11 protein-coding genes are annotated in these 24,753 nt (G+C 40.6%); all 11 read right to left on the bottom strand.

Going from position 1 to position 24,753, the window contains the following annotated elements; genetic code table 11:
• Window positions 1-28: 28 nt before the first annotated feature.
• The 11 genes from ZA05_RS03075 to ZA05_RS03025 all read right to left on the bottom strand — a co-directional run bounded on the left by ZA05_RS03075 (window position 29) and on the right by ZA05_RS03025 (window position 24,750).
• On the bottom strand, window positions 29-1,438 hold the full coding sequence (locus ZA05_RS03075) for a tyrosinase family protein (RefSeq protein ID WP_053990117.1): 1,410 nt from the start codon (window positions 1,436-1,438) through the stop codon (window positions 29-31).
• A complete protein-coding gene (locus ZA05_RS03070; protein ID WP_053990118.1) occupies window positions 1,438-4,881 on the bottom strand; it encodes a fibronectin type III domain-containing protein in 3,444 nt (1,147 codons plus the stop codon). Before ZA05_RS03070 ends, ZA05_RS03075 begins: the two co-directional genes overlap by 1 nt.
• Before the next feature lie 423 nt (window positions 4,882-5,304).
• Complete coding sequence (locus tag ZA05_RS03065) at window positions 5,305-7,257, bottom strand: sialate O-acetylesterase (RefSeq protein WP_053990119.1); 1,953 nt, start codon at window positions 7,255-7,257, stop codon at window positions 5,305-5,307.
• 9 nt (window positions 7,258-7,266) lie between these two features.
• A complete protein-coding gene (locus tag ZA05_RS03060; protein ID WP_053990120.1) occupies window positions 7,267-8,796 on the bottom strand; it encodes an alpha-L-fucosidase in 1,530 nt (509 codons plus the stop codon).
• Between the two features lie 9 nt (window positions 8,797-8,805).
• Window positions 8,806-10,242, bottom strand: coding sequence for a cellulase family glycosylhydrolase (locus ZA05_RS03055; protein WP_053990121.1), 1,437 nt, complete (start codon window positions 10,240-10,242; stop codon window positions 8,806-8,808).
• A gap of 17 nt (window positions 10,243-10,259) precedes the next feature.
• Window positions 10,260-12,506, bottom strand: coding sequence for a glycoside hydrolase family 3 C-terminal domain-containing protein (locus tag ZA05_RS03050; RefSeq protein ID WP_053990122.1), 2,247 nt, complete (start codon window positions 12,504-12,506; stop codon window positions 10,260-10,262).
• Between the two features lie 54 nt (window positions 12,507-12,560).
• On the bottom strand, window positions 12,561-15,434 hold the full coding sequence (locus ZA05_RS03045) for a TIM-barrel domain-containing protein (RefSeq protein ID WP_157514488.1): 2,874 nt from the start codon (window positions 15,432-15,434) through the stop codon (window positions 12,561-12,563).
• Window positions 15,435-15,483: 49 nt separating this feature from the next.
• Window positions 15,484-17,958: a beta-galactosidase GalB gene (gene galB / locus ZA05_RS03040; protein ID WP_053990124.1), complete on the bottom strand. Its 2,475-nt coding sequence runs from the start codon at window positions 17,956-17,958 to the stop codon at window positions 15,484-15,486.
• A gap of 149 nt (window positions 17,959-18,107) precedes the next feature.
• Window positions 18,108-19,979 carry a hypothetical protein gene (locus tag ZA05_RS03035; protein ID WP_157514489.1) on the bottom strand — a complete coding sequence of 624 codons (1,872 nt, stop codon included), beginning with the start codon at window positions 19,977-19,979 and terminating at the stop codon, window positions 18,108-18,110.
• A 21-nt stretch (window positions 19,980-20,000) separates the two neighbouring features.
• Complete coding sequence (locus ZA05_RS03030) at window positions 20,001-21,608, bottom strand: RagB/SusD family nutrient uptake outer membrane protein (protein WP_053990126.1); 1,608 nt, start codon at window positions 21,606-21,608, stop codon at window positions 20,001-20,003.
• A 10-nt stretch (window positions 21,609-21,618) separates the two neighbouring features.
• Window positions 21,619-24,750, bottom strand: coding sequence for a TonB-dependent receptor (locus tag ZA05_RS03025; RefSeq protein WP_053990127.1), 3,132 nt, complete (start codon window positions 24,748-24,750; stop codon window positions 21,619-21,621).
• Window positions 24,751-24,753: the final 3 nt, after the last annotated feature.

Raw genomic sequence — 24,753 nt, 5'->3', positions numbered from 1 at the left:
CTAAAATCCTAAGCAAGCACCCTGCCTATTATTCTTTTATTATTTTCTTCCTCAATACCAATTTTCTATTATTCAAAATCTCCACAATATAGACGCCACTCTCCAAATAATTCAGATAATCCAAATGATAAGCCTCAGTATTCTCAAAAACTCTATCTAATACTACACGGCCGGAAATATCATAAATCACAACCTCATCCATCCCTAGCTTGTTTGTGTCTTCAATTTTCAGGTCTAAATATGTATCGAAGGGATTGGGAGAAACTGAAATAATCGATTCGAAACTAGGGTCAATTGGATTATACGCCTCTTTGTTGAGGATTGCTGGATCATAATCAAACGGATTTGGATTATTAATTCTGGAAGCCAATAAACTTGTATTATCCAACCTTGAAGCTTGATTTTCTGTATCAATCGTAGCAACAAAAGAACTTCCCGATTGCGCCGTAAATCCTGGCAATAAATTTATTTGATTTACGGAGGTAACCTGACAGTTTGAGGCCGAGGGTACTAAAAAGTTATCTCCAACATCTATCACAAATTGATAATAAAAATTCTCTAAATCATGATGGGTATTGGATACGGTATAGTCTGACAGATCAGCCAATTGATTTTCAGCGTAAAACACGCCAAGCACTTTGCTGTCAACAATATCATCTGGATCTACTAAAGGCAATGTTTCTCCATCAAACACATAGGTACCATCATAACGTAGCATTGAGGTTATAATGTGAGATGAACCTCCTGGATTGGCTGTTTCCCAGTCATCCCACAATTTGTCCACAAAGGTATGGTGCAAATAAAATATTGGATCCCTAGGAGACATAGGAGAAGGCATGGCCCCTCCAACCCACCTATGGGCTCCTGTATGAACACGCCCTCTTTCCATAGTATTGGCATACTCCAAAAACTCTTGTAAAGGTATAGACTGTACATCAATCACATCTTGAGGGGTAGGTAATAAATCGACATCGTTTACCGTTGCATAATTCCTTTGCAGGTCCCATGCTTGATCGAAGGATCCCATGAAATCATCGGCCCATACAGGAGAAAATATAGATTGATCTACAGAAGAATCCCACCAAGGAAGGCTTATATCAGGGTTTAGCTCCTGCATGGCCTGTTCCATTTCAAACATTTGATACCGATGCCATGCAAAGAAAATTTGACGTTCAGGTTCATCAGGGAGATTAAAATGGATATCTAGCTGTGTGGGGTCATCATCATCATCAAAATTGAAAAAATCTGAGTGAAACTGGGCCAAATCTGCTACCAAATCAGGACCATTACGAAGTTCGTAAAACGCATTGACCAACTCCTCTCTTTCGTACTCGGTCATTTCCTGATAATTTTTACGAATGCTCTGAGCCCAAACCGTTTGAACCAACACACACATTAAAATTACATATATTTTCAATGCCCTTTTCATTTGACTCATTAATTTTTAAGTGCTTCCACTTTTTCTTCTAATTGTTGAATTCTCTTATCCTGTTGAAGTATGTAAAGTGTTAATTCCTCTATTTTCTCCAATAGAATGGCATTCATTTCCCCCAATCCTATACCTTGTTGTTTCACCTCACTTTCACTCGGTACATTAAGCAGATGTCCTTTTTCTTCTATATGTTTTTTAACTTCCAACAAAGTTGGTAGCTTATAGTTACTATCAAAAACATAATCAGGCCAAGAAGCCTGTAATGCAACCCTAACCTCCTCTGCTATCATATTACCCGCTACCGCTAACCTATAACCTTGCGTATTGGTGGTCCCAATTCCTATATTTCTTGCAGCGAACAAATCTCTACCAGTCCAATCTACCGTGTCTAGATTAGAATTTAACGAAGTATAATCGATAATCCCGGAAGTAGTAGTAACATCCAATACCGCACTTTGATTGGAACTATTATCTGCAGCATCCAGAGCCGACACGGAAAAACCGTAAGAGGTTTCTGCAGTAAGTCCTGTTACCACAAAAATTACAGCTCCAGCACTAAACCCAATACTCTGACCGTTCTGAAAAATTTCATAATCTACCACTCCAACATTGTCGGTTGATGCGCCCCAATTCAATATCAATCCTGTATCCGTAACATTCGTAGCAAGAAGTCCAGTTGGTATACTTGGCGCCTCGGTATCTGGAGGAGTCAAGGTGGTCACCTGCAATACAGCGCTTTGATTTGACGCATTATCAGAAGCATCTATAGCAGTAAGGTTAAAATTATAGGTCGTGTCTCCGATAAGTCCCGTAACATTAAAAGTTAGAGCTCCCCCACTAAAGCCAATACTCTGACCGTTTTGGAACACTTCATAATCTACCACTTCAACATTGTCCGTCGAAGCCGCCCAATTCAATGTCAAGCCCGTGTCAGTGACATTGGTGGCATTAAGTCCTGTGGGAATGCTCGGGGCTTCAATGTCCGGTGGACTTGCCGTGGTTACCTCCAAGATAGCACTCTGGTCGGAAGCATTATTAGAGGCATCAATGGCACTCACCGTGAAATCATAGGCCGTGTCCCCTGTTAATCCTGTAACGTTAAAAAATAGAGCTCCCCCACTAAAGCCAATACTTTGTCCGTTTTGAAATACTTCATAATCCACTACACCCACATTGTCCGTGGAAGTCTCCCAATTCAATGTCAAGCCCGTGTCAGTGACATTGGTGGCATTAAGTCCTGTGGGAATGCTCGGGGCTTCAATGTCCGGTGGACTTGCCGTGGTTACCTGGAAGATGGCACTCTGGTCAGAAGCATTATCAGAGGCATCAATGGCACTTACTGTGAAATCATAGGTTGTGTCCCCTGTTAATCCTGTAACGTTAAAAAATAGAGCGCCAGTACTTAAACCAATACTTTGTCCATTTTGGAATACTTCATAATTCACAACACCAACATTGTCCGTGGAAGTCTCCCAATTCAATGTCAAACCTGTGTCGGTGACATTGGTGGCACTGAGACCTGTGGGAACGCTCGGGGCTTCAATGTCGGGAGAATTTGCGGTAGTCACCTGCAAGATGGCACTCTGGTCGGATGCATTATCGGAGGCATCAATGGCACTTACCGTAAAGTCATAGGTCGTGTCCCCTATTAAGCCTGTAACGTTAAAAAATAGAGCGCCAGTACTTAAACCAATACTTTGTCCGTCTTGAAATACTTCATAATTCACAACACCAACATTATCCGTGGAAGCCTCCCAATTAATGGTCGCACCTGTTTCTGTAACATTGGTCGCATTGAGACCTGTGGGAATGCTCGGCGCTTCGTTATCCACAGGCGTCAAAGTTATTACCTCCAGCACGGCACTGGGTGCCGAGGCATTGGTGGCAGCATCTATAGCTGTCACCGTGAAATCATAACTTGTAGAGGCATCCAGTCCCGTAACATCAAAAGTCAGCGCTCCACCACTAAAACCGATGCTGACATCATCTTGGAATACCTCATAGTCCACCACACCAACATTATCCGTGGAAGCCTCCCAATTAATGGTCGCACCAATTTCTGTAACATTGGTCGCATTGAGACCTTCGGGAATGCTCGGCGCTTCGTTATCCGCAGGCGTCAAAGTTGTTACCTCCAGCACCGCACTTGGTGCCGAAGTATTGGTTGCAGCATCTATCGCGGTCACCGTGAAATCATAACTTGTAGAGGCCTCCAATCCTGTAACATCAAAAGTCAGCGCTCCTCCACTAAAACCGATGCTGACACCATCTTGGAATACCTCATAGTCCACCACACCAACATTGTCCGTGGAAGCCTCCCAATTAATGGTCGCCCCTGTTTCAGTAACATTGGTCGCATTGAGGCCTGCGGGTATGCTCGGTGCTTGGTTATCCGCAGGCGTCAAGGTTGTTACCTCCAGTACTGCACTTGGTACCGAGGCATTGGTGGCAGCATCTATAGCGGTCAATGTGAAATCATAACTTGTAGAGGCCTCCAATCCTGTAACATCAAAAGTCAGCGCTCCTCCACTAAAACCGATACTGACATCATCCTGAAATACCTCATAGTCCACCACACCAACATTGTCCGTGGAAGCCTCCCAATTAATGGTCGCCCCTGTTTCAGTAACATTGGTCGCATTAAGGCCTGCGGGAGAGGTCGGCGCTTGGTTATCTGCAGGCGTCAAGGTAGTTACCTCCAGTACCGCACTTTCTAATGAAGAATTTCCAAAACCATCAATAGCTACAACTGTAAAATCATAAGAGGTATTTTCTGTTAAACCTGTAACATTAAAAGCAAGTCCACCTCCACTTAACCCAACGCTCGCCCCATCTTGAAATATTTCATAGTCCACAACACCAATATTATCTGTTGCGGCCGTCCAATTAATGGTCGCCCCCGTTTCCGTAACATTCGTAGCATTAAGATTGGTAGGAGTCGTAGGGTCCTCATTATCCACCAATAAAATACTAACATTATCAATCACCACAGAATTTCCAATTTGAGCACCAGACCATGGAGCGGCATACACCCTAATTATAGGGTTTGTGTTAGTGGCAACAAGAGTCCAAGTATATTCAGTCCATCCAGTAGTATTAATTAAGGTTGTTGTAAACCCATTGAAACCAAACCAATTGGCGAAAGCAGGTTGAAAATTAGTTGTTCCTAAACGTGCCCATATACTAATTTGATAGGTTTCTCCCACTATAGCATTGAAGCTATAATTACCTTCCTTTCCCGTACCATCCGATACTGCTGCTGCAATATTTATAGCAAAATTTCCAGAAAAGGGATCATCTGTAATAGAAGTAATATTTCCATTCCCGTTCCACCCCGTTGTCGCATCAGCTTCATTCAATATCGAAGCAGCATTGGCATCATCATGTAAATTTTGGCTAGAAACAGACCATACAGACAACAACAATAACAAAAAGCAAAAATTTTTCATAACCCTGAGGAATTAAAAAGAAACCATAATTCTTTGAAGAAAAAACTATTAATCTTCGGAGCTATTAATCTGTGCTTAAGAAGTCTGCATTATATCTAAAGGAGATACTTCTAAAGTTACTCATATATAAGGTTTAATAAAAAATAATACTTTCTATTCCATAAAAAACCGACTAAGTGCAAATTAACCATACTTATACTACATATAACTGATTTTCAATAAGTTAAATACTTACATCCCGTTAAGAAAACCCCTTAACTAATAGATAAAAACCCTTCACAAAATGATTTAGGATTTGGGTCAGAATGCTCAAAAAACTCTCATTTAATCCTGCTGACATCAATTCTGTTCAATAAAAAACTCGCTTTAACTTGGGTTAAAGCGAGTTTTAAATACTTCTTTTTGCTATGAATTAATGAACCTTCACCTCATCACCTTATAAGATATATCTGTCGTAATGGTTTTCCAAGTATCGGATCTAAAAGGGGATGCTGGAAATCCTTCTTCATTATACAAATTGCAATCGCCAGCATCATCTGCCCAACCAAACCTAACGGCAACAGGACTTGTAACATTATCACAGTAAACAATCACCTTATTATCCTTGATATAGGCTTTGGCATAATAATACTTTTGATCTTGCCCCGCAAGCTCAAAACCTTTCACATAGCCATATCGGTCTGGAGTCATCAAACCACTGCCTGTATGCTCAAAAGTTACGGTAACCTGATTACCCTCCACTTGCATTGATTTATAAATAGGACTTTCACAAACGATATTCTTGCCATATACATTACGTAAAGCTATCGCCGATAATCGTTTACCAACATCCTGTTTATTTGTTGGGTGAATATCCTTGGCGTTACCAATATCTGTTGTCACACACATCGCTGTATTTGAAACGGTTTGAGCCGTGTAAGACTGAGCTTCCCTTAACTCGGCCCAACGACTTCCGCTATTGCTGTTTCCATTAAACTCGTTAAAGCTCGATAATTGCACAAAATAAAAAGGAAACTCACCTTGCCCCCATTGTTGTCTCCAATCGTTGATCATTAAAGGAAAACTGGTTTTGTACTGCTCAGCTCTATGGACATTTGCCTCCCCTTGATACCAAATAACACCTTGGAAACTATAAGGCATCAACGGATTCAACATCGCGTTGTACAATAATGAAGGATAATTATTAGGTGAAAATTCATAACGTACATCAATTACGTTGAACTTCCATGCCCCTGCCAAAGAAATATCGATATCACCAACCGTAACTTTCAAATCTACAGGGTCTCCATAAATTCCACCACCACCAACATAATCGGTAACTTTTACAGCCACCACATTGGTTCCTTCCTTTAGCACACCTTTGTCAACGCTGTACTTTCTACTTACGTCATATTGACTGTTGCTCCCCACTTCTACGCCATTTACATACGTAACATCAACATCATCAACTTTTGCCAAATTCAAAATAAAAGGTTTACCCGCCAAATGAGCTGGTACTTCAAAGGTTTTTCTAAACCAAACAATCCCATCCATATTAGGCAATTGTTGGTTTTCCCATGCATCAGGAAGCATCATTGTTGGCCAAGTACTGTCGCTAAACTCTAGAGTAGTCACCTTACCCAACTCTTCTTCACTTAATATTTTGCCTTGGATGTTTTCAATTTTCTTGGCTATAACTGCCTTTTGCTCTTTAATGACACCTTCCAAATCTAGATCTGGTAGATTGGAGATATATTTACCAAATTCATCACTCTTTGACAAGCCTTCCTTACTAGTCCATGTTTCCACACAGGTTCCTCCCCAAGTAGTATTAATCAATCCTATTGGAACATTCAATTCCTTATACAGCTTTTTAGCAAAGAAGAAGCCCACGGCCGTAAAATCCCCAACATTATCACGATTGGAAACCGTCCAATTTCCTTGTTTTAAATGTGACTTTGGTTGGGCACTCATATCCTGTGCCACCAAAAACTGTCTGATTTGAGGATAATCCGCGTCATTCATTTCCTGTTCGGCATTGGTAACACCACTCACAGCAAACTCCATATTGGATTGCCCACTGCAAATCCATACTTCTCCAACCAAAATGTTTTTGATTTGAATGGTATTCTTACCCTTAATGGTCATGGTGAATGGCCCTCCAGCTTTTTCCGCTTTCAATTCCAAAGACCATTTTCCATCTTTGTTCGCCTTGGTTTTAACCTTTTGTCCGTTAAAGGATACTTCTATTTTTTCATTGGCATCAGCCCATCCCCAAACTGGAATAGGCTTGTTGCGCTGCAAGACCATATCATCTGCAAACAGTAAAGGCATTTCAACCTTGGCATAGCCAAAAATGCTCAACAATAAAATAAAAGGCAATACAAACTTTTTCATGTTCCTTCGTTATTTTTTAGTTTCAATTTTAATTACAAATGCTTTGTCATCGATCGTTTCACTTGGTGTGGTCAACTTCAGTCCTTCTTCTTCAAGTGAAAAAGAAAGATCTTGGTCCGATCCTAAAATGCTCACTTTTTCAATGGAAAGTCCATCCTCACCTAACACGTTTGAAGTTACAGACGATAAGGTAATTGACCTATCATTACCGGGCCAGCCCAGTACAATGGCATAGATAGTATTTCCTTTTTTGGTGTACCTCACATCCTGAGCTGTATAGGTTAATTTATCCAAAAACATTCCTGATTTCTCCTGCTTAGTTGGCCCTTCTCCAAATACTTTCCAAGTTGAAGACCCATAAATAGCTTCTCCGTTGGTGTTTAGCCAATTCCCAATAGTCAGCAAAATCTCCCGTTGGTTTTCAGGAATGATTCCGTTTTCCATAGGAGAAACGTTCAACATCATCGCTCCATTTTTACTCACTATATCCGCTAACAAATCAATGATTTCATCGGCAGTTTTCAATCCCAAATCATGGGTATAACTCCAACTTCCTACAGACACCGTTTCATCGGTTAACCAATAATCTTCAGTAATCTTGTTCATACGCCCTTTTTCAAAGTCTTCTACACTCACCGATTTTGGCAACTCGCCTTCCTTATGGGTAATGACCACTTCTTGGTTACGGACTAACGATTGATTGATATAATAGGCGGCAAATTCTTCTTTATAGGAGTCAGGGATTTTATCAAGCTTTCCGTCAAAATAAATTAAATCCGGGTGGTAATTATCAATCACTTCTTTTAATTCTGCCAACCAATTGCTGTAAAACACCTCTTTTTCAATGTTTCCATATAGAATGCTCAATTCAGGATCATTAGAGGATGTTGGCATGTTTGGATTGTATGGAAAGTACGAAGTGTCATCCAACCATTTTGTAGAATCCTGCTGAAAAATCTGAAGGTTTCTAGCCTTGTGGAATGAGGTAACAAACTTCATCCCCTTCCCATGAATAGCTTTACCCAATTCACCAACAATATCACGATGTGGACCTTTATCCATGGAATTCCACGGATTGGTTTCACTATCCCAATTAGACCAACCATCATGGTGCTCAGCTACGATTCCTGCGAATTTTGCCCCCGACTTTTGGAACAAGTCAGCCCAAGCTTCGGCATCAAACTCTTCAGCCTTGAACATGGGTACGAAATCATGGTAACCAAATTCTGATGGTTCCCCATAGGTTTCCACGTGATGTTTGTTTTCAACACTACCTTCTACATGCATCAACCTAGGATACCAGTCGTTGGCAAATGCGGGTACCGACAACACTCCCCAATGGGCATAGATTCCAAACTTCGCCTCACGGAACCATTCCGGAGCTTCTTGGTAGGCTGCCAAGGAATCCCAATTAGCGGCATAATGAGGGGGTTTCACCTCTCCTTTTTGCAGCTCTTTTTTACTGTTGTTACATGCTGTAAACACAAAGATAAGCACCAAAAGGCTGATGCTTATCTTTGTTAATCTAATCCTATTCATTGTTATCTTTTAATTATTCGTAACGGCATCAATGATATCTGGAAAGTATTCTTCTCCAGTAGTTCTGTTGAACAATCCCATTTGGTGGTTATCAGGATATCCATTATCCCAAACCACTGGCACCAAACCATGGCTCAAGGCAGCTTCCGTTGTTTTCTTGTAATAGTAGGCTCTGTAAACTTCTGCACCTTCCACTTCACCTCTAAAACTAGCACCATATTCACCTAAAATGACACCTATACCTTGGTCTACAAAATTCGTCTGCATTTTAGTGAATTGGGTTTCCAACCAATCTTCATCACCCCAACCAGCAGTTGCCGAAGGATCTGTAGCAATGGCTCCCCATTGACAAACTTCGTCTGTGCTGACATCCAAGGTAAATTGATAAGGGTCATAATAGTGTACTTCCATCAACATTCTATTTGCAACTGTATCTTCTGGAAGTACCGCAAAATTAACGGTGTGATCAATGTTTGTATTGAAGCCTTGAACCGTTAAATAACGGTAAGCATTTCTTCCTCCTGTGGCACGAACTGTAGAAATGAAAGTTTGATTGAAACTGTTTTGAACCGTATAATATTCTTCCGTTGGCGTTCCATAGTCGCCATCTACCATTACTTCATTAGAGCCAGCAAATACCAGGTGATAATCGTAGTCTCTAAAATAAATGGCAATTTGCTGCCACATTTTAGCCAATCTGTCATTTACATAATCTTGATCCTCATAGGTAGGTTGCATCCAACCTCCGTCCCAGTGAAGATTCACGATGGCGAACATATCATTATCCAACACATAGTTAATCACTTCCTCTACACGAGTTAAGCCTTCATTACTGATGGTGTAATTATCATCTCCCTCTTGGATATAATTACTCCAAGCCACCGGAATTCTAATAGTATTGAATCCTGCAGCCTTAACTCCATTTATTAAATCTTGATTGATCAATGGATTTCCCCAAGCGGTTTCACCGCCTACAGCTTCCAAAGAATTACCAACATTCCATCCCAAGCCCATAACATCAGTTAACTGAACAGAAGTATACTCACTCATCTGACTTGAATCTGGAGCAATTGATAAAATTGAACCTGCCTGAACAACCTGAATTTCTTGACTAGACTCCGAAGTATACACCTTGATAACAGCTGTACGATCTGTTTCCACATCGCTTACTGCTGCTTGAACTGTAACACTTCCATTACCCAAACTAGAAGAATTGGAAAGAGTCAACCAATCTGCCTCAGTATTTACTCCCCAAGTAATGTTTGGAGAAGTTGACACATTAAAAGTTGCTTCTCCTCCACTTGAAGGAAAACTCAGCTCATCAGTGCTCAAAGTAAAATTAACACTTCCTCCACTATCTTCATCGCTATCACTATTGCAGGAAGTAAAGCCTACCAGCATTATAATTAATGCCATAGCCTTAAAAATGCTATTAATTGTTTTCATAGTTAGAATCTTGAATATTAGTTAACTGTTATTGTTTGTTCTGCAACTATATTTCTTGAGGAGTTCCCCACTCGAATTTGGTAAGTACCTTTTTCAACTTCCCATGATTTGGTTTCTACATTGTAAAAAGCCAATTCTTTTACAGGAATTTGAACGGTTACAGTTTGCGAAGCGCCTGCCTTAACATCTACTTTGGCAAAACCTTTCAATTCTTGGGCTGCACGCACTACTTTAGATTCTGGCTTAGACACATATACCTGTACGACTTCCTTACCATCAATTACACCAGTATTATTTACAGCTACTTCTACTGAAATAGTTTCATTTTCCGTATAAGCCTCTGCATTAGTTTTAACTCCTGAAATTGAAAAATCTGTATAAGACAATCCATATCCAAACGGATATAGAGGTGCTACATTTTTAGTATCGAACCAACGGTATCCAACCAAAATGCCTTCCTCATATTTTACAACATCATCACCAGGGAAGCTGTTAGTGGCATGCGCAGGAGAATCCTTTAAAGCTACTGGCATGGTCCAAGGTAATTTACCTGAGGGGTTGATATTCCCCAATAACACATCTGCCAAAGCATTCCCACCTTCTGAACCGTTGAACCAACTCCATACCAAAGCTTTGGTACTTTCGCTCACATTTTTAATATCGAAAGGCGCTCCGGCAATCATCACCACAATGGTGTTAGGATTTACTTCCATAACTTTTTTGATCAATTCTTCCTGACCAAACGGTAAGTTCAAGTTTCTACGATCTGAAGCCTCAGTTTCGTAATCTCTGTTAGACCCAGCAAAAATGATGGCCATATCAGAGTTTTTAGCAGCTGTTAAAGCTTCTTCCAACTTGGCCGGATCCAATTCATCCACCGTGATTGGGCCTTTTAAGGTTACTTCCTGTTTTTGATCGTTTTCATTTTTTGAGTAACGCTCCAAATAGCCTTCGGCATAATTGATTTCGATGCCTTCTGGCAATCTGTTTTTCAAACCTTCCAAAGGTGTTACCTCACGCTTGGTTTTTACACCGGCTCCAAATCCACCCAAGGCATTTTTCTTGGTAGCGTTGTTTCCAATAACCGCAATGCTTTTCAAACCTTCGGTTTTAATTGGCAACATTTTGGCCTCGTTCTTTAGAAGTACTACAGACTCCGACGCAATCTTGTAAGCATCTTCAAAATGTGCTTCGGTGTTGATACTTCCGGTAGCACGTCCCTTATCGTCAATACTCTTAAGTGTGTACATCACCTGCATGATTCTACGTACGGATTTGTCCACCTGAGCTTCGGCAACTTTTCCTGATTTTACTGCTTCAATCAAGGCATCTGCAAAGTAAAACTCATTGAATGGTTTTGGTGTTCCCATTTCAATATCGGTTCCATTTTCCAAAGCCTTTTTGGTATCGTGAACCGCAGCCCAATCGGAAATTACAATTCCTTCAAAGCCCCATTCATCACGAAGGACTTTGTTCAACATATAGTCATTTTCACATAGGTAATCGCCTCTAAATTTATTGTAGGCTCCCATAAAACTATAAGCATGTGCCTCTTCTACCGCCGCTTTAAAAGCTGGCAAGTAAATTTCGCGAAGCGTACGCTCATCAATTTGAACGTCTACAAAATCACGATTGGTTTCTTGGTTATTAGCTGCATAGTGTTTTACACAAGCTGCTACATCATTTTCCTGAAGCCCAACGATAAAAGGAACCGTCATTTTTTTGTTCAAAAACGGATCCTCGGTAAAGTATTCGTAGGTTCTTCCTCCAAGCGGTGTACGGATAATGTTAATGGCTGGCGACAACAACACATCCTTATCTCTTGCGATGGCCTCTTCCCCTACGCTGTTTCCAAAAACATAACTCAACTCAGGATTCCAGGTTGCTGCTACTCCACCACCCGCTGGGTAGTACGTCGCGAAGTCATTGTCCCATCCTGCAGCTGACCAGTTGTCTTTTGAGATTTCTTCTCGAACCCCCAACGGTCCATCGGCCATGGTCAATTCTGGAACTCCCAAACGCTCCACAGCAGCGGTTGCAAACATGGTGCTTCCGTGCAACATGCCTACTTTTTCTTCCAAAGTCATTTGTGCCATCAACGAATCGATTTTAGCATCGAATTCGTGGGTTACCGGTTTCCCTTTATAGGTGGTCTCCACTTTGGCACTCTCGGCCACTACTGGCTCGGATGTCTTTTCTTCCTTACATGACATTGCCAGCAAAGACGCTGCAACTACAGAGGTATATATTAATTTGTGTTTCATGTGTAATATCTATTATTCTATTTGAACTGACGGTGTCTCTAAATTATCTGCAACTTATTTCAAGTTGATAGTCTGTGCTTGTCCGTTGTACTCGACAGTTTGTCCTTCGGCATCATAAGTAAATGCCTTTGGATTGTCTTTGTTAACAGGTACAATCACGAATGTTCTGCTTTTAAGCATCCCATCAAACGCTCCTTGACGTTCACCAATGGTCAAAGTCCCTTCGGCCTCGTTGTATTGGAATGGAATGTGTGCATACTTTCCTTTTTCGTAATTGTAGTTTACACCTTCATCTTCATATAAATAGAAGCTTCCGTCTTTTCCCTGGTATACATACAACACGATTGTTTCGGCTGGTTTTTGATCTGTATACTGAATTTCCGGACCTACAGGAATGATAGAACCTTCAGGAATGAACAACGGAATACGACCATAAGGTGCGTCTACTGTTTTCGATTGTCCTCCATTGATGAATGCTCCTGTGTAGAAATCATACCAACCAGAAGTACTTGGGAAATACACCTCACGACTGCGTGCACCATATTCGTAAACAGGGTTTACCATTAAAGATGGTCCAAACATGAACTGATCGCTGATATTTTCAACCTTCTTATCATCAGCAAAATCCATTACCAATGGACGCATGATGGTATAATCATCGAAATAGGTTTTCCCCGCCAAAGTGTAGATGTAAGGCATCAAGCGGTAACGCAAATTGGTGTAGTACAAAATTGACTCGTAAGCTGGGTGCCCTTCCGGAGCAATATGCCAAGCTTCACGGAATGGATACTGACCATGTGCTCTGTACAATGGTGCAAATGCACCAAATTGGTACCAACGCGCATTCAACTCTCTCCATTCTTTATAATCTTCAGTCTCTTGTCCAGATTTGTTATAATCCAGTTGAGCCGCTACATAACGATCCTCAACACAGAACCCACCAATATCCATCGTCCAGTAAGGAATTCCGCTTACCGCGAAGTTAAGTCCCGCAGAAATCTGTGCCTTCATATCTTCCCAACGGGTAGCGATATCCCCACTCCAAGTAGCAGTTGAATAACGTTGTAAGCCCGCAAAACCAGATCTTGTCAACAAGAACACACGCTTATTCGGTTCAACATCTCGTTGTCCATTATAAATAGCTTCGGCATTCATCAAGGCATAAGTATTGAAGTATTCTGTTGAAGGTCCCAAAGCAGTTGGCCCTTGCAACGCCTTACGGTATTCCATATCTGTACAATCCAAAACGTTTGGCTCACTGGCATCCATCCACCAAGCGTCGATGTTCAATGGATAGTAATGTTCATAAATTTGGTTCCAGAACAGTTTTCTTGCGTCTGCAGAATAGGCATCGTAGAAGGATCCAATATATCCAGGACCTACCCAATCGCGAATGCTATCCTTGATAGCTTGTCTGTACATCCATCCTTTTTGATCAAATTCCTTAAAGTGTTCTGTATTTTGATAGAACTTAGGCCAAACAGAAATCATCATTTTTCCGTTCATGGCATGGATAGAATCCAACATGCCTTTTGGATCTGGGAAACGGGCTTTGTCAAATTCATGGCTTCCCCATTGGTCTTCTTCCCAGTGGTTCCAGTCCAATACAATATTATCGATAGGAATTTTGCGAGCTCTAAACTCTCTCAAGGCTCCCAAAATCTCATCCTGGGTTTTGTAGCGCTCACGGCTTTGCCAGTACCCCATAGCCCATTTTGGCATCACCTGGGATTTTCCTGTAAGGGTACGGTAACCTTTAATAATCTCGTCCATTGAGTTTCCGTGAACAAAGTAATAATCCATTTTTTTGTTCATTTCACTCCACCAAACCTGGTTTCCTTTTTCAACTTCCGGTTGCGGCGTTCTTACACGTAAACCACAGTAAGAGCTTCCTCCGTTTGGTTGCCACTCGATACGCAATGGCACACGCTTACCAGCTTCCATATTGAAGGTAAACTTATAGCTGTTAGGGTTCCAAGCCGTTCTCCAACGCTCCGGTACCAAAAGCTCATCATTCAAGAATACTTTAATGTATCCTGCGTAGTACAAGATAAAGTTGAACTCACCACTTTCAGCAGCTTCAATGTCCCCTTCATACAACACTTCAGCATTTTTTAACGGGAAATTGGCCGGTAAGTTTTTAATGCTCTTAACGTCTTCAAAGAAAATTGAAGGTTCATCCCTTACAATAGTTTGCCCGCCATTATCGGCTGTTTTGTAAGTTCCAGTTAACGCATTTTCCTTGCCTTCTTTATTATAAAGTTTAAACACTTCGTTCAATTGCAGGTACGGACGGCTGTCACCAAAACGGCTTAACGCATAACTGTCCCAAAGCAATCCATAGTTCTTGTTCGATACAATAAATGGTACAGAAACTTTAGTGTTATATTGAAATAACTCTTCGCTTTTATCTTTGTAATTGTATTCATCGGATTGGTGCTGTCCTAAACCATAGAACGCCTCATCTGCTGATGAATCGAAGATTTGACGAACGCTGTAACCTTTGGTTCCTTCAACTTCTATAGGCTCAAAGGTTTTTCCGCCTCCGGCTTGTTCGGACAGAACTACCTTTCCATTTTTATCCTTAAATGTAATTCCTCCATCAATGCTAGACACCAACACATTTAGAGCCTTTGTTGAAAGCGTGATGGAATCACCGGTTTGTGCAAGGTCAAACGGAACGGTCTTAATATTTGGAAGAATAATTAAACTAGAATCTTTTGGAAATTCCTGATCGGGAGTTGCCGACACATGAATCAATTCATCCCCTAAAACTTGCAGTCGCAGTTTATGTACATCGGTGTTGTTGGCCTGCTTCAAATTAACAACAATACCATCAGTCGTTTTCTGATACAGTTGTTCCTCCTTAGCACAAGAGGCAAAAAGCAAACCCGTTAATAAACCCAGGTATATTTTGTTTCTTTTCATTGTGATTGTGTTTTCTTCCTTAATTTATGATTTGAAATACATTTAAATTCTACTTCGTTGTCACCGTAATTGTCGCCTCTTGCAAGCCATCCGAAGTCACTTTCAGTGTGGCAATTCCGGCCTTATCTGTAGATTTCACTACTACCAAACATTTTCCGTTAAGAGCTTTGTGAGTCTTCCCCTTGAACGATTCATGATTGGTTGGGTCTCCATTGCCCACAGCAAATATCTCCCCGTTTCCTTCTATTGAAAAATTCAATTGATTTTGCGCTGTTGCCACAAAATTCCCTTCGGCATCTACCACATCTACCGTGATAAATGACAGGTCTTTGCTATCTGCGTTAATGGTTTGTCTATCGGCTGTCAATTTAACCGTTGCTGCTTCCCCTGCTGTTTTTAGTTCTTTTTCAAGGACTACCTGCCCATCTTTTCTGGAAACAGCTTTCACTGTTCCTGCTTCAAAAGGAATTCGCCACATAACATGCAAATCGTCTCCTTCCTTTTTCTTAATGCCCTGAGATGTTCCGTTGACGAATAATTCCACTTCATCTGCATTGTTGTAATAAGCCCAAACATCTACGGTTTCCCCTTCAGTCCAATTCCAATGTGGGAATATGTGAAGCACATCTTTATCGGTCCATTCACTTTGATACATATAGTAGACATCTTTTGGAAAGCCTGCCAAATCCACAATTCCGAAGTAAGAACTTCTAGATGGCCATACATACGGCGTAGGCTCTCCTATATAATCGAAACCTGTCCAGATGTACATTCCAGAAAGGAAATCGTATTTTTTAATGATCTTCCAAGTTTCCTCATGGGTGGAGCCCCAAGGGGTGCTTACCTGGTCATAAGCCGACACGGTGTTTCCAGGATTTCCCCCATCAAAAGGCAAATCCCAACGCACCGGCCAACGCTTTAAAGTATCCGATTTTTTATCGTAATAACCTCTAGTTTGTAAACCCGAAGTTGTCTCCGTTGCAATGAACGGTGTCTCTGGGAAATTCTGTTGGTGAAAAGGAAATGTATTGTGGGCATAGTTATAACCTATCAAATCCAAAACTCCTGAAGCCGCTACTGGATTTAAACTCGCTTTTTCTACATCAAACTGCGTCGTTACATCGGCATTGGGCATGTTTACCGGTGGGTTCATGGCCACGGTAATTGGTCTAGTAGTATCCAATTTTCGAACAATCGCCTTTAATTCCTTAGCCGTGGTAACACCTTGCTCATTCCACTGCTCCTGAATTTCGTTACCGACACTCCACATGAATATGCTCGGGTGGTTACGATCACGAATAATGAAGTCTTCCAAATCCTTTTGATGCCATTCTTTCCAGTAATTGGCATAATCATGAGGGGATTTTGTGTTGTTCCACATATCGAACATTTCATCCATCACAATGAAGCCCATGGTATCACACAATTCTAACAGTTCAGGCGTTGGTGGGTTATGGGCGGTTCTAATGCCATTCACCCCCATGTCCTTCATGATCTCCAATTGGCGCTCTAAAGCGCGTGTGTTTACAGCAGAACCCAAAGGCCCTAAATCGTGGTGATTACAAACCCCTTTAATTTTTACTTGTTCGCCATTCAGCAAAAATCCTTTGTCTAAATCAAACTTAAAAGTTCGGATGCCAAAAGGCGTTGTATACTCATCTACGGTTTGCCCTGCAACCTGAACTTCGGTTTTGGCGGTGTACATTTCAGGATGTTCCACAGACCATAATTGCGGATTTTCCACTGTGATATTTTGAGTGATGGTTTTGCTGTCATTTGCATTGATACTTACTGAAGCAGTAGCAGTCCCCACTTCTACATTGCCTTTATAAATACTTGTAATGACCGTAGCTTCTTTTGCTTCGGCATCCTCATTTTTAAGATTGATTTCCAAAACGGTTTCAGCCTGCGCTGCTGACACGTTAGGAGTCGTAATAAAGGTTCCCCAAGTATCTACATGCAATTTGTCTATGGTCTTCAACCATACATTTCGGTAAATTCCAGATCCGGAATACCAACGGGAATTAGGTTGTTTGGAATTATCAACTTTTACTAAAATTTCGTTCTCTTGACCACTGTATTTTAGGTAAGGTGTAAGGTCGTACTCGAACCCAATATAACCGTTGGGACGATGTCCTACATGATGACCATTAATCCATACGTCGCTGTCCATATACACACCGTCGAAATGGATAATCGTCATTTTGTTGGCATCTTCAACTGTAAATGTTTTCTTGTACCAACCTAAACCTCCTGGTAAATACCCGCCACCTAAATCGGCAGGATGGTCTTTTTTGAACTCGCCTTCAATGCTCCAATCGTGCGGTACATTTAAAGTACGCCAATTGGTGTGTTCCGAAATAGAATCGGAAGCTTGAGCGGCTAAATAAAATTGCCAATTATTGCTAAAATTCACTTCTCTTGCAGAGGTTTCACCAGAAACTTTTGGCGATTGACAAGAAGCTCCGACAACCAAAATTGTTAAAAATACACTTATCGATTTAAGCGAAAAAAAATTGAACATTGCTCTAATTGGATTTTGTTTGTGTTACTATTTATAAATAGGTAAGAAGCAGTAAAACACACTGCTTCTTACCATAATTTTAATTCAATATGACAATTGCAATTGTCATGATGTTTCTGTTTTTATCGGTCCAAACCGATGGTGATAGATTAGTAAATTACAATACTGTCGATATTAGCTGTTACAGTTTCAAGATCTGCAATATCAGGCACCATACCCAAAAGATCTATTACAAATACAACTGCACCTTCAACATCCGCACCTGGGTTAAGAGTTACTGTGTATGTCCCGTTACCGGTTACCGTAGCAGCTCCTGCACCAGTACCATCTCCCCAATATTGGAAAGACCAATCGGCATCGGCATAACTTAGGGCGGCCTGATAACTTCCTGCAGCTCCTTCATTAAGTGTGATTCCATCCAAGGTGAAAGTAATTTCGATACCATTGCTGAATACTAAATCACTGGTATTTAATCCTGGATCATTTACCGTATCTCCAAAATCATTATAAATCTCTATACGGTAATTATCATTAGCATCTTCAATATTTCCAAATAACAATTTTGAATTGTCAAAAGCCACTTCTGTTTCTTCATTGCCGCCTTCTCCACCGCCAGAGCCAGCATTTGGCTCCAAGTGGAACGCCGTATATTGAGAAGGGTTGTCTACATCATCAACAGCCCCAAGCCACATATCGGAAACGTTTCCATTTTCATCTGTTCCTATTTGTAGAATACGTAACTCGTTATTGGCATCTGGAGCAAAACTTGCCCAGTTAATCAATGTAAAAGTTGGTACCGGTACTGAGAAAGAGTAAATCCCTGAACTGTTAATTGAATAAGTTCCTTCGGTGGTTGTTCCATCAGGAGACACGAACACTACAGAATTATCTGCAGAATCCAAAGTCATAGAGAAATCTCCATACACTGCTGGATCCGGAGTTCCTAACCAATCAGGATAATCCTCTGGCGACTGCCATCCGTTCATCATTGTTCCGCTTAAGGTTGCCCAATCCAACGGATTGCTTTCAGACAATTTCCATTCAATAGCTGTGGTTGTAATTTCAGAAATGATATCTTCCCATCCACCTGGCAAGGTTGGTTCTTCTGGTCCAGTTTCTTCTGGCACCCAGTTATCACTATACTCTTGAGAAATGAAGTTGTAGACAATCATAGCTGGTCCTTCTGAGGAACAGGATCCTATAGCTTCACGAATCACCCCTAGCTGCATAGCATCCTCTGTAATAGAGAAAATGGTAAGGTTACCCCAATTTGAAGAACACGTATCATACCCAACATTGTGGATCATTTGCGCATTAGACATTGACAACTTATAGTTATTCAAATCCAAATTGTAAGTTCCGTTTTGAACTCCCAAATCAGGCAAGGTCAAGTGATCTACAGTTACGAATGGCCCTCCTTGAAGATTAAACTCCATATACCCATAATCGGCAGCATCCATAATCCAAGTGTTACTTGCCCAATCTGGAGCCCATGACCAGCAATCGTCTCCATAACAACCTTCATCACCACCTTCTAACCAACCGTTATCGGTACCATAGAAATACATAGGACCAGCAAAATACTTAGACACACCTTCGGCATTCAAGTCTAAATACCATTTTTTAGAGTTTCCTTGTCCTCCAGACAACATATTCCAAATAGGGTGATTTATGTAGTTGAAATTATCCTCATCTACTGTAATGGTTATCGGTTCTGCATCAACCACTCCTCCAGCAGTTACCGCAGAAAACTTAATGGTATAGTCTCCCGCAAATGCAAAACGTACCGTATCAATAGCTCTGTTGGATTTTCCTGTTCCATAATCCCAAACAGGCACCGTTTCCGGCGTGTTATTGATCAAGATCACTGTATTTCCTCCCGGATCGATAGAATAATCCTGAACTACCGAGAAGTCAAGTTCTGAAGGATCTAGTTTTCTTCCCAACTCATAGTCTTCACTACAAGTAAAGAAGGTCATTAAGATCCCAATTAACATAAAGATTTTAATAGTACTTTTCATAATTTTCTATTAATTAGTTAATTACCAACCAGTATTCTGCTGAAGAACACCACCCGATAATGTAATTTGCGTATTTGGAATTTGAGACAAGCCTTGAGTCGTTTGGAAATTGGCTCCAGAAATAGTTTTTGGCTCCTCAATGTTACCAGTTAGGACGGTTGTACTTTCTTCAAGTTCTGCAGCTGCAGCCCCAACACCTTGACGCATTAAATCCCAATATCTAATCCCTTCCAATGCAAACTCCTTGTGTCTTTCCTTTAAAAGGTTTTCAGCATTAAAGGCCAATGGTGTAAAATTATTACCGTAAGCACGTTGTCTTACTTGGTCGAAGTAACTTTGCGCACTTCCACTACCAAGTTCAGCAGCCATTAATAACACATCTGAATATCTAATAGCAAAGTAATCTTGGAACTGTCCAATTTGGAAACTTTCGTTACCAGCAGCGATGGCAGAACTTACCAATTCACCCGCATCGTTATATTCAGACATTGGTGTATACTTTTTGTTGTAATATCCTGTATACTCTCTCTGCCCTTCAAAATTGTCAAAAGGAACGCCCTCCTCTTCTATAGCAATAACGGTTGCAAAACGTCTGGAATCACTATCGCTATACAGGTCGTACAATTTTTGGGTTGCAGTGATTCCCCAACCATTTCCGTAAGGGAAGCTCATGAATTCACGCATACCGAACAATACCATCCAGTGGTTTCCATCTGTATTGCCATTGTAATCACTAGTATAAGTATACTTTACAGAGAATACAACTTCCTCATTAGCTTCACCAGCATAAGTAGACCCATCTTCATTAGTTGAAGCAGCTGGCCATAAATTCGCAAAATCAGACACTAAGGTATGACCACTGGAAGCAATCACATCTTCCATATGTGCCAAAGCATCAGCTTGAGATACCAAACCAACCAAATCTGAAGCCCCATAGTATCCTGTATAATATAGATACACGCGTCCTAACATGGCCTTAGCTGCCCAACGTGTTACACGCCCATTAGGCACTGCATTATAAGCTTCATTTGGAATATTTTCAGCTGCATACAATAAATCTTCTGCAATCACAGTATATACATCTGCAGGATCGGCCTGTGGAATATTTTCTGTTGAAGGTTCTGTCAACAATGGAATGTTTCCCCAAAGTCGCACCATATCAAAATATAGATATGCTCTTAGGAAACGAGCTTCACCAATATAACGGTCTCGTAATGTTTCTTGTCCAGACCAATCTATTTGGTCAATTCTCTGCAACAACACATTACAACGATATACTCCTTGGTAATACTTATTCCAAGTATCATTGTATAAATCTTGATACCCAGGAGCTACACTCATATCAAACTCGTCAATAGCCTGATAATCTGGATTATCAGTATACCCCAAGCCACTGAAACAGTCATCTGACATTACTTCCGAAGCGGTATAGAAAGTTCTTCCTGAGGCTCCTGTTACTACCTGTAAACCGTCATAACATCCAATCAAAGCCGAATAGGCATGCTCAGGAATTTGGTAAAAACTCTCATCCGTAGCATCAGTAATGGGTTCCGTATCCAAAAAGTCGTCGCCACAGCTGAACATAGCAAGCATTCCCAAAGCGACAATATATTTATTAATTCTTTTCATGGTTCAATTTTTAAAATTTAACGTTTAACCCTAACATATAAGTTCTAGGTCTAGGATAATATCCTACATCCACTCCTCTCGAAAAGTTATAACCACTATCGGAAATACCAAACCCTACCTCTGGATCCATACCGTCATAATTTGTAAAGGTGTACAAATTCAATACAGAGAAGTACAAACGGAATTGTTCAGCAAAGAAATCTTTCTTCTTAGCTCCTCTAGCAATATCGTAGCCAAGTGTCGCCGTACTGATTCTTAAGAAATCCCCATCATGAACAAAGATATCTGAAAACGTACTGTAGTTTTTGTTATCTACAGTTAACCTAGGAAGCGTATTTGAAGATCCCGGCCCGTGCCAACGATCTAAAATAGCACCCGTCCAGTTTTGGTTAGCAGCTGTGTTTCTATAAGACTGTACAATTTGGTTTCCAGCCACACCATTGGCTTGTAAAGAAAAATCAAATGCCCTGTAGTTAAATCCTAAGGAGAATCCATAAGTGAAATCTGGATTGGGATCTCCTAATTCTGTTCTGTCATCTCCATCAATAACACCGTCACGATTGGTATCTACATAAATTAAATCTCCTGGTTGTGCATCTGGCTGCAATAAGCTCCCATCTGAATTAACATAGTTGTTAATTTCGTCTTCCGTCTGGAACACCCCTCCAGTTTCATATCCCCAGAAATACCCAAGAGGATATCCTTCTTCTGCTCTATAAAACTCCTGTGAATTATCCCATAATTGACCACTAGCTCCGTGAATGATACCATCTTCTGTTGGAATGTCTCCAACTTCGTTTTTGTTGTAAGCTCCGTTGAAACTAAAGTTATAGCTAAAATCCTCATTTACGTGATTATTATATCCCACCACGAATTCAACTCCTGTATTAACCACATTACCTCCATTTTCATAAGGAGGCTCTGCACCCCAACTACCCAGTGACGGAGGTACCACTAACCAATCCTTTTGAGTTTTGCGATACCAGTCGAAAGCAAAGGTTAATTTAGAATCCAAGAATCTGGCATCAAATCCAAAATCCAACTCTTCTGCTGCTTCCCATTGTAAATACTCATTTCCTAATCTGTATGGGTAGGCTCCAGGAGTCAAGACCCCTTCTTGATCCCCAAAAATATAGTTAGTATTGAAAGTTCTAACCAAACCTAAGAATTGGAAATTACCAATATTTTGGTTACCACCTTGTCCCCAACTACCTCTCAACTTGAAGTAGTTCATGAAAGAATCTCCATCACCCATAAAATCTTCTTTCGTAATAATCCAACCGGCAGATACAGATGGGAAATATCCCCAACGGTGTCCAGTCGCAAATTGTGAAGATCCATCAGCTCTAAAAGTGGCATTCAACAAGTACTTACCTTTATAGTTATAGTTCAATCTACCGAAATATGACATTCTTTTAGCAATAGGATCAGGTCCTCCAGAAAGCGCAATTTGTGCTCCATCCGTGTTGGTAGCATTACTTAACCATGCGTGATTAAGGTCATCATAAATCAAATCAGTATTCTCGCCATACATTGAGTGTCCGTCATATTTATAGGCCTCTGCACCCAACATTGTAGTAAAATGATGATTTTCTCCTAAATCGAATTCATAAGTCAATAAATTAGTCCAAATCAAGCTTTTGCCTTTACTCATATTTTGAGTAACCTTTCTAAGGTTGCTAAAAGCATAAATAGATAATTCATAAATTGGAGTAAAATTGTGTCCTTGACTTGCAAAATAATCTATCCCCAAATTGGTTCTAAAATTTAAATTTTTCAAAAGTTCAAAATCGAAGTACACATTTCCCAATAACTTTTGTGTATCATTTTCATTTTGATTAGAATATGCCATTTGTGCATAAGGGTTAGATACCCCTTGTAACCAAGGTTCGCTATAGCCCGTAGAGTTAAAATACTCTCCATTGGCGTCATACATTGGAAACAATGGGTTGGTTTGAAAAGCACCTCTTAAAGAGTTATTGTATTGATTTCCAACACCGATACCATTATTATTAATCCAAGCGAAACTGAAATTTTCACCAAACTTGATTCTGTCTCCATACAATTTATGTTCTGAGTTGAATCTGAAATTGTAACGCTCGTAGTAAGAATAGTCAGCTCCCCCCACAATACCCGCTTGGTTCAAATAAGATAAAGAAGAAGAATAGGTTGAAGTTTCAGACCCGCCTTTAACTCCTAAAGTATAATTTTCTGTTGGAGCGGTTTCGAACATTTCGTCCATCCAATCTGTACCATTACCTGCATTGGCAATATCTTCATCAGAAAACTGTCTAGTCATACCAGAATTGATTCTAGCTTCATTAATCATGGTCATATACTCTGTAGCATTAAGCATGTCTATCTTTTTTGCTAATGTTTGTACACCATAAAATTGATCGAAGGTAATTTGCGCTTTACCGGCCTTACCTTTTTTGGTAGTTACTAATACAACACCATTCGCCGATTGCGAACCATAAATGGCAGAAGAGGCAACATCCTTAAGGATAGAGATACTTTCAATATCTGCATTATTAAGATACGAAATATCTCCCGTTTGCACACCATCTACAACATATAAAGGCCCATTACTACCTGTTGACCCCAATCCACGAATTGCAACATTCATAGATTCTCCAGGCTGCCCTGAAGTAGAGGTAATCTGTACCCCAGCCGCTTGCCCCTGCATAGCTTGAAGCGCATTGGTGGTACTTTGCTTTTGAAGGGCTTCCCCATCAACTTGAAGATTGGCTCCTGTGGTCAATTCTTTCTTTTGAACACCGTAACCAACCACTACAACTTCACTCAATTCTTCAACATTGGTTTCTAATTGAATGTTAAGTGTGGTTCTGTTTTGAACACTGACCTCTTGTGTCTTGTATCCTACATAACTGGCTATTAAAACAGCATTTGGCGATACTGCAAGAGAATAGTTCCCATCAAAATCTGTGGAGGTTCCTTTTGTCTCGTTGCCCTTCACAATAATAGAGGCACCGGGAACTGGCATTCCATCGGCAACATCTGTTACTGTTCCGGACACGGTGATTTCACTTTGCGCGAACATAGATTGTGTACTGAACGCACAAAGTAAAATTGCCACCAAAATGGCCAACACTCCAGAAGAGTCATAAAATTTACTTCTCATAAT

Source organism: Mangrovimonas sp. TPBH4 (assembly GCF_001280505.1).
Taxonomy (GTDB): domain Bacteria; phylum Bacteroidota; class Bacteroidia; order Flavobacteriales; family Flavobacteriaceae; genus Mangrovimonas_A.
Note: the sequence above shows the minus strand (reverse complement) of the source record. Positions and strands in the feature narration are given on the sequence as shown.

Bases quoted from the DNA above. Each gene is read 5' to 3' on its own strand.
- ZA05_RS03070 (WP_053990118.1), bottom strand. From the start codon at position 4,881: ATGAAAAATTTTTGCTTTTTGTTATTGTTGTTGTCTGTATGGTCTGTT.
- ZA05_RS03065 (WP_053990119.1), bottom strand. From the start codon at position 7,257: ATGAAAAAGTTTGTATTGCCTTTTATTTTATTGTTGAGCATTTTTGGC.
- ZA05_RS03045 (WP_157514488.1), bottom strand. From the start codon at position 15,434: ATGAAAAGAAACAAAATATACCTGGGTTTATTAACGGGTTTGCTTTTT.
- galB (WP_053990124.1), bottom strand. From the start codon at position 17,958: ATGTTCAATTTTTTTTCGCTTAAATCGATAAGTGTATTTTTAACAATT.
- ZA05_RS03055 (WP_053990121.1), bottom strand. From the start codon at position 10,242: ATGAAAACAATTAATAGCATTTTTAAGGCTATGGCATTAATTATAATG.
- ZA05_RS03075 (WP_053990117.1), bottom strand. From the start codon at position 1,438: ATGAGTCAAATGAAAAGGGCATTGAAAATATATGTAATTTTAATGTGT.
- ZA05_RS03050 (WP_053990122.1), bottom strand. From the start codon at position 12,506: ATGAAACACAAATTAATATATACCTCTGTAGTTGCAGCGTCTTTGCTG.
- ZA05_RS03025 (WP_053990127.1), bottom strand. From the start codon at position 24,750: ATGAGAAGTAAATTTTATGACTCTTCTGGAGTGTTGGCCATTTTGGTG.
- ZA05_RS03060 (WP_053990120.1), bottom strand. From the start codon at position 8,796: ATGAATAGGATTAGATTAACAAAGATAAGCATCAGCCTTTTGGTGCTT.
- ZA05_RS03035 (WP_157514489.1), bottom strand. From the start codon at position 19,979: ATGAAAAGTACTATTAAAATCTTTATGTTAATTGGGATCTTAATGACC.
- ZA05_RS03030 (WP_053990126.1), bottom strand. From the start codon at position 21,608: ATGAAAAGAATTAATAAATATATTGTCGCTTTGGGAATGCTTGCTATG.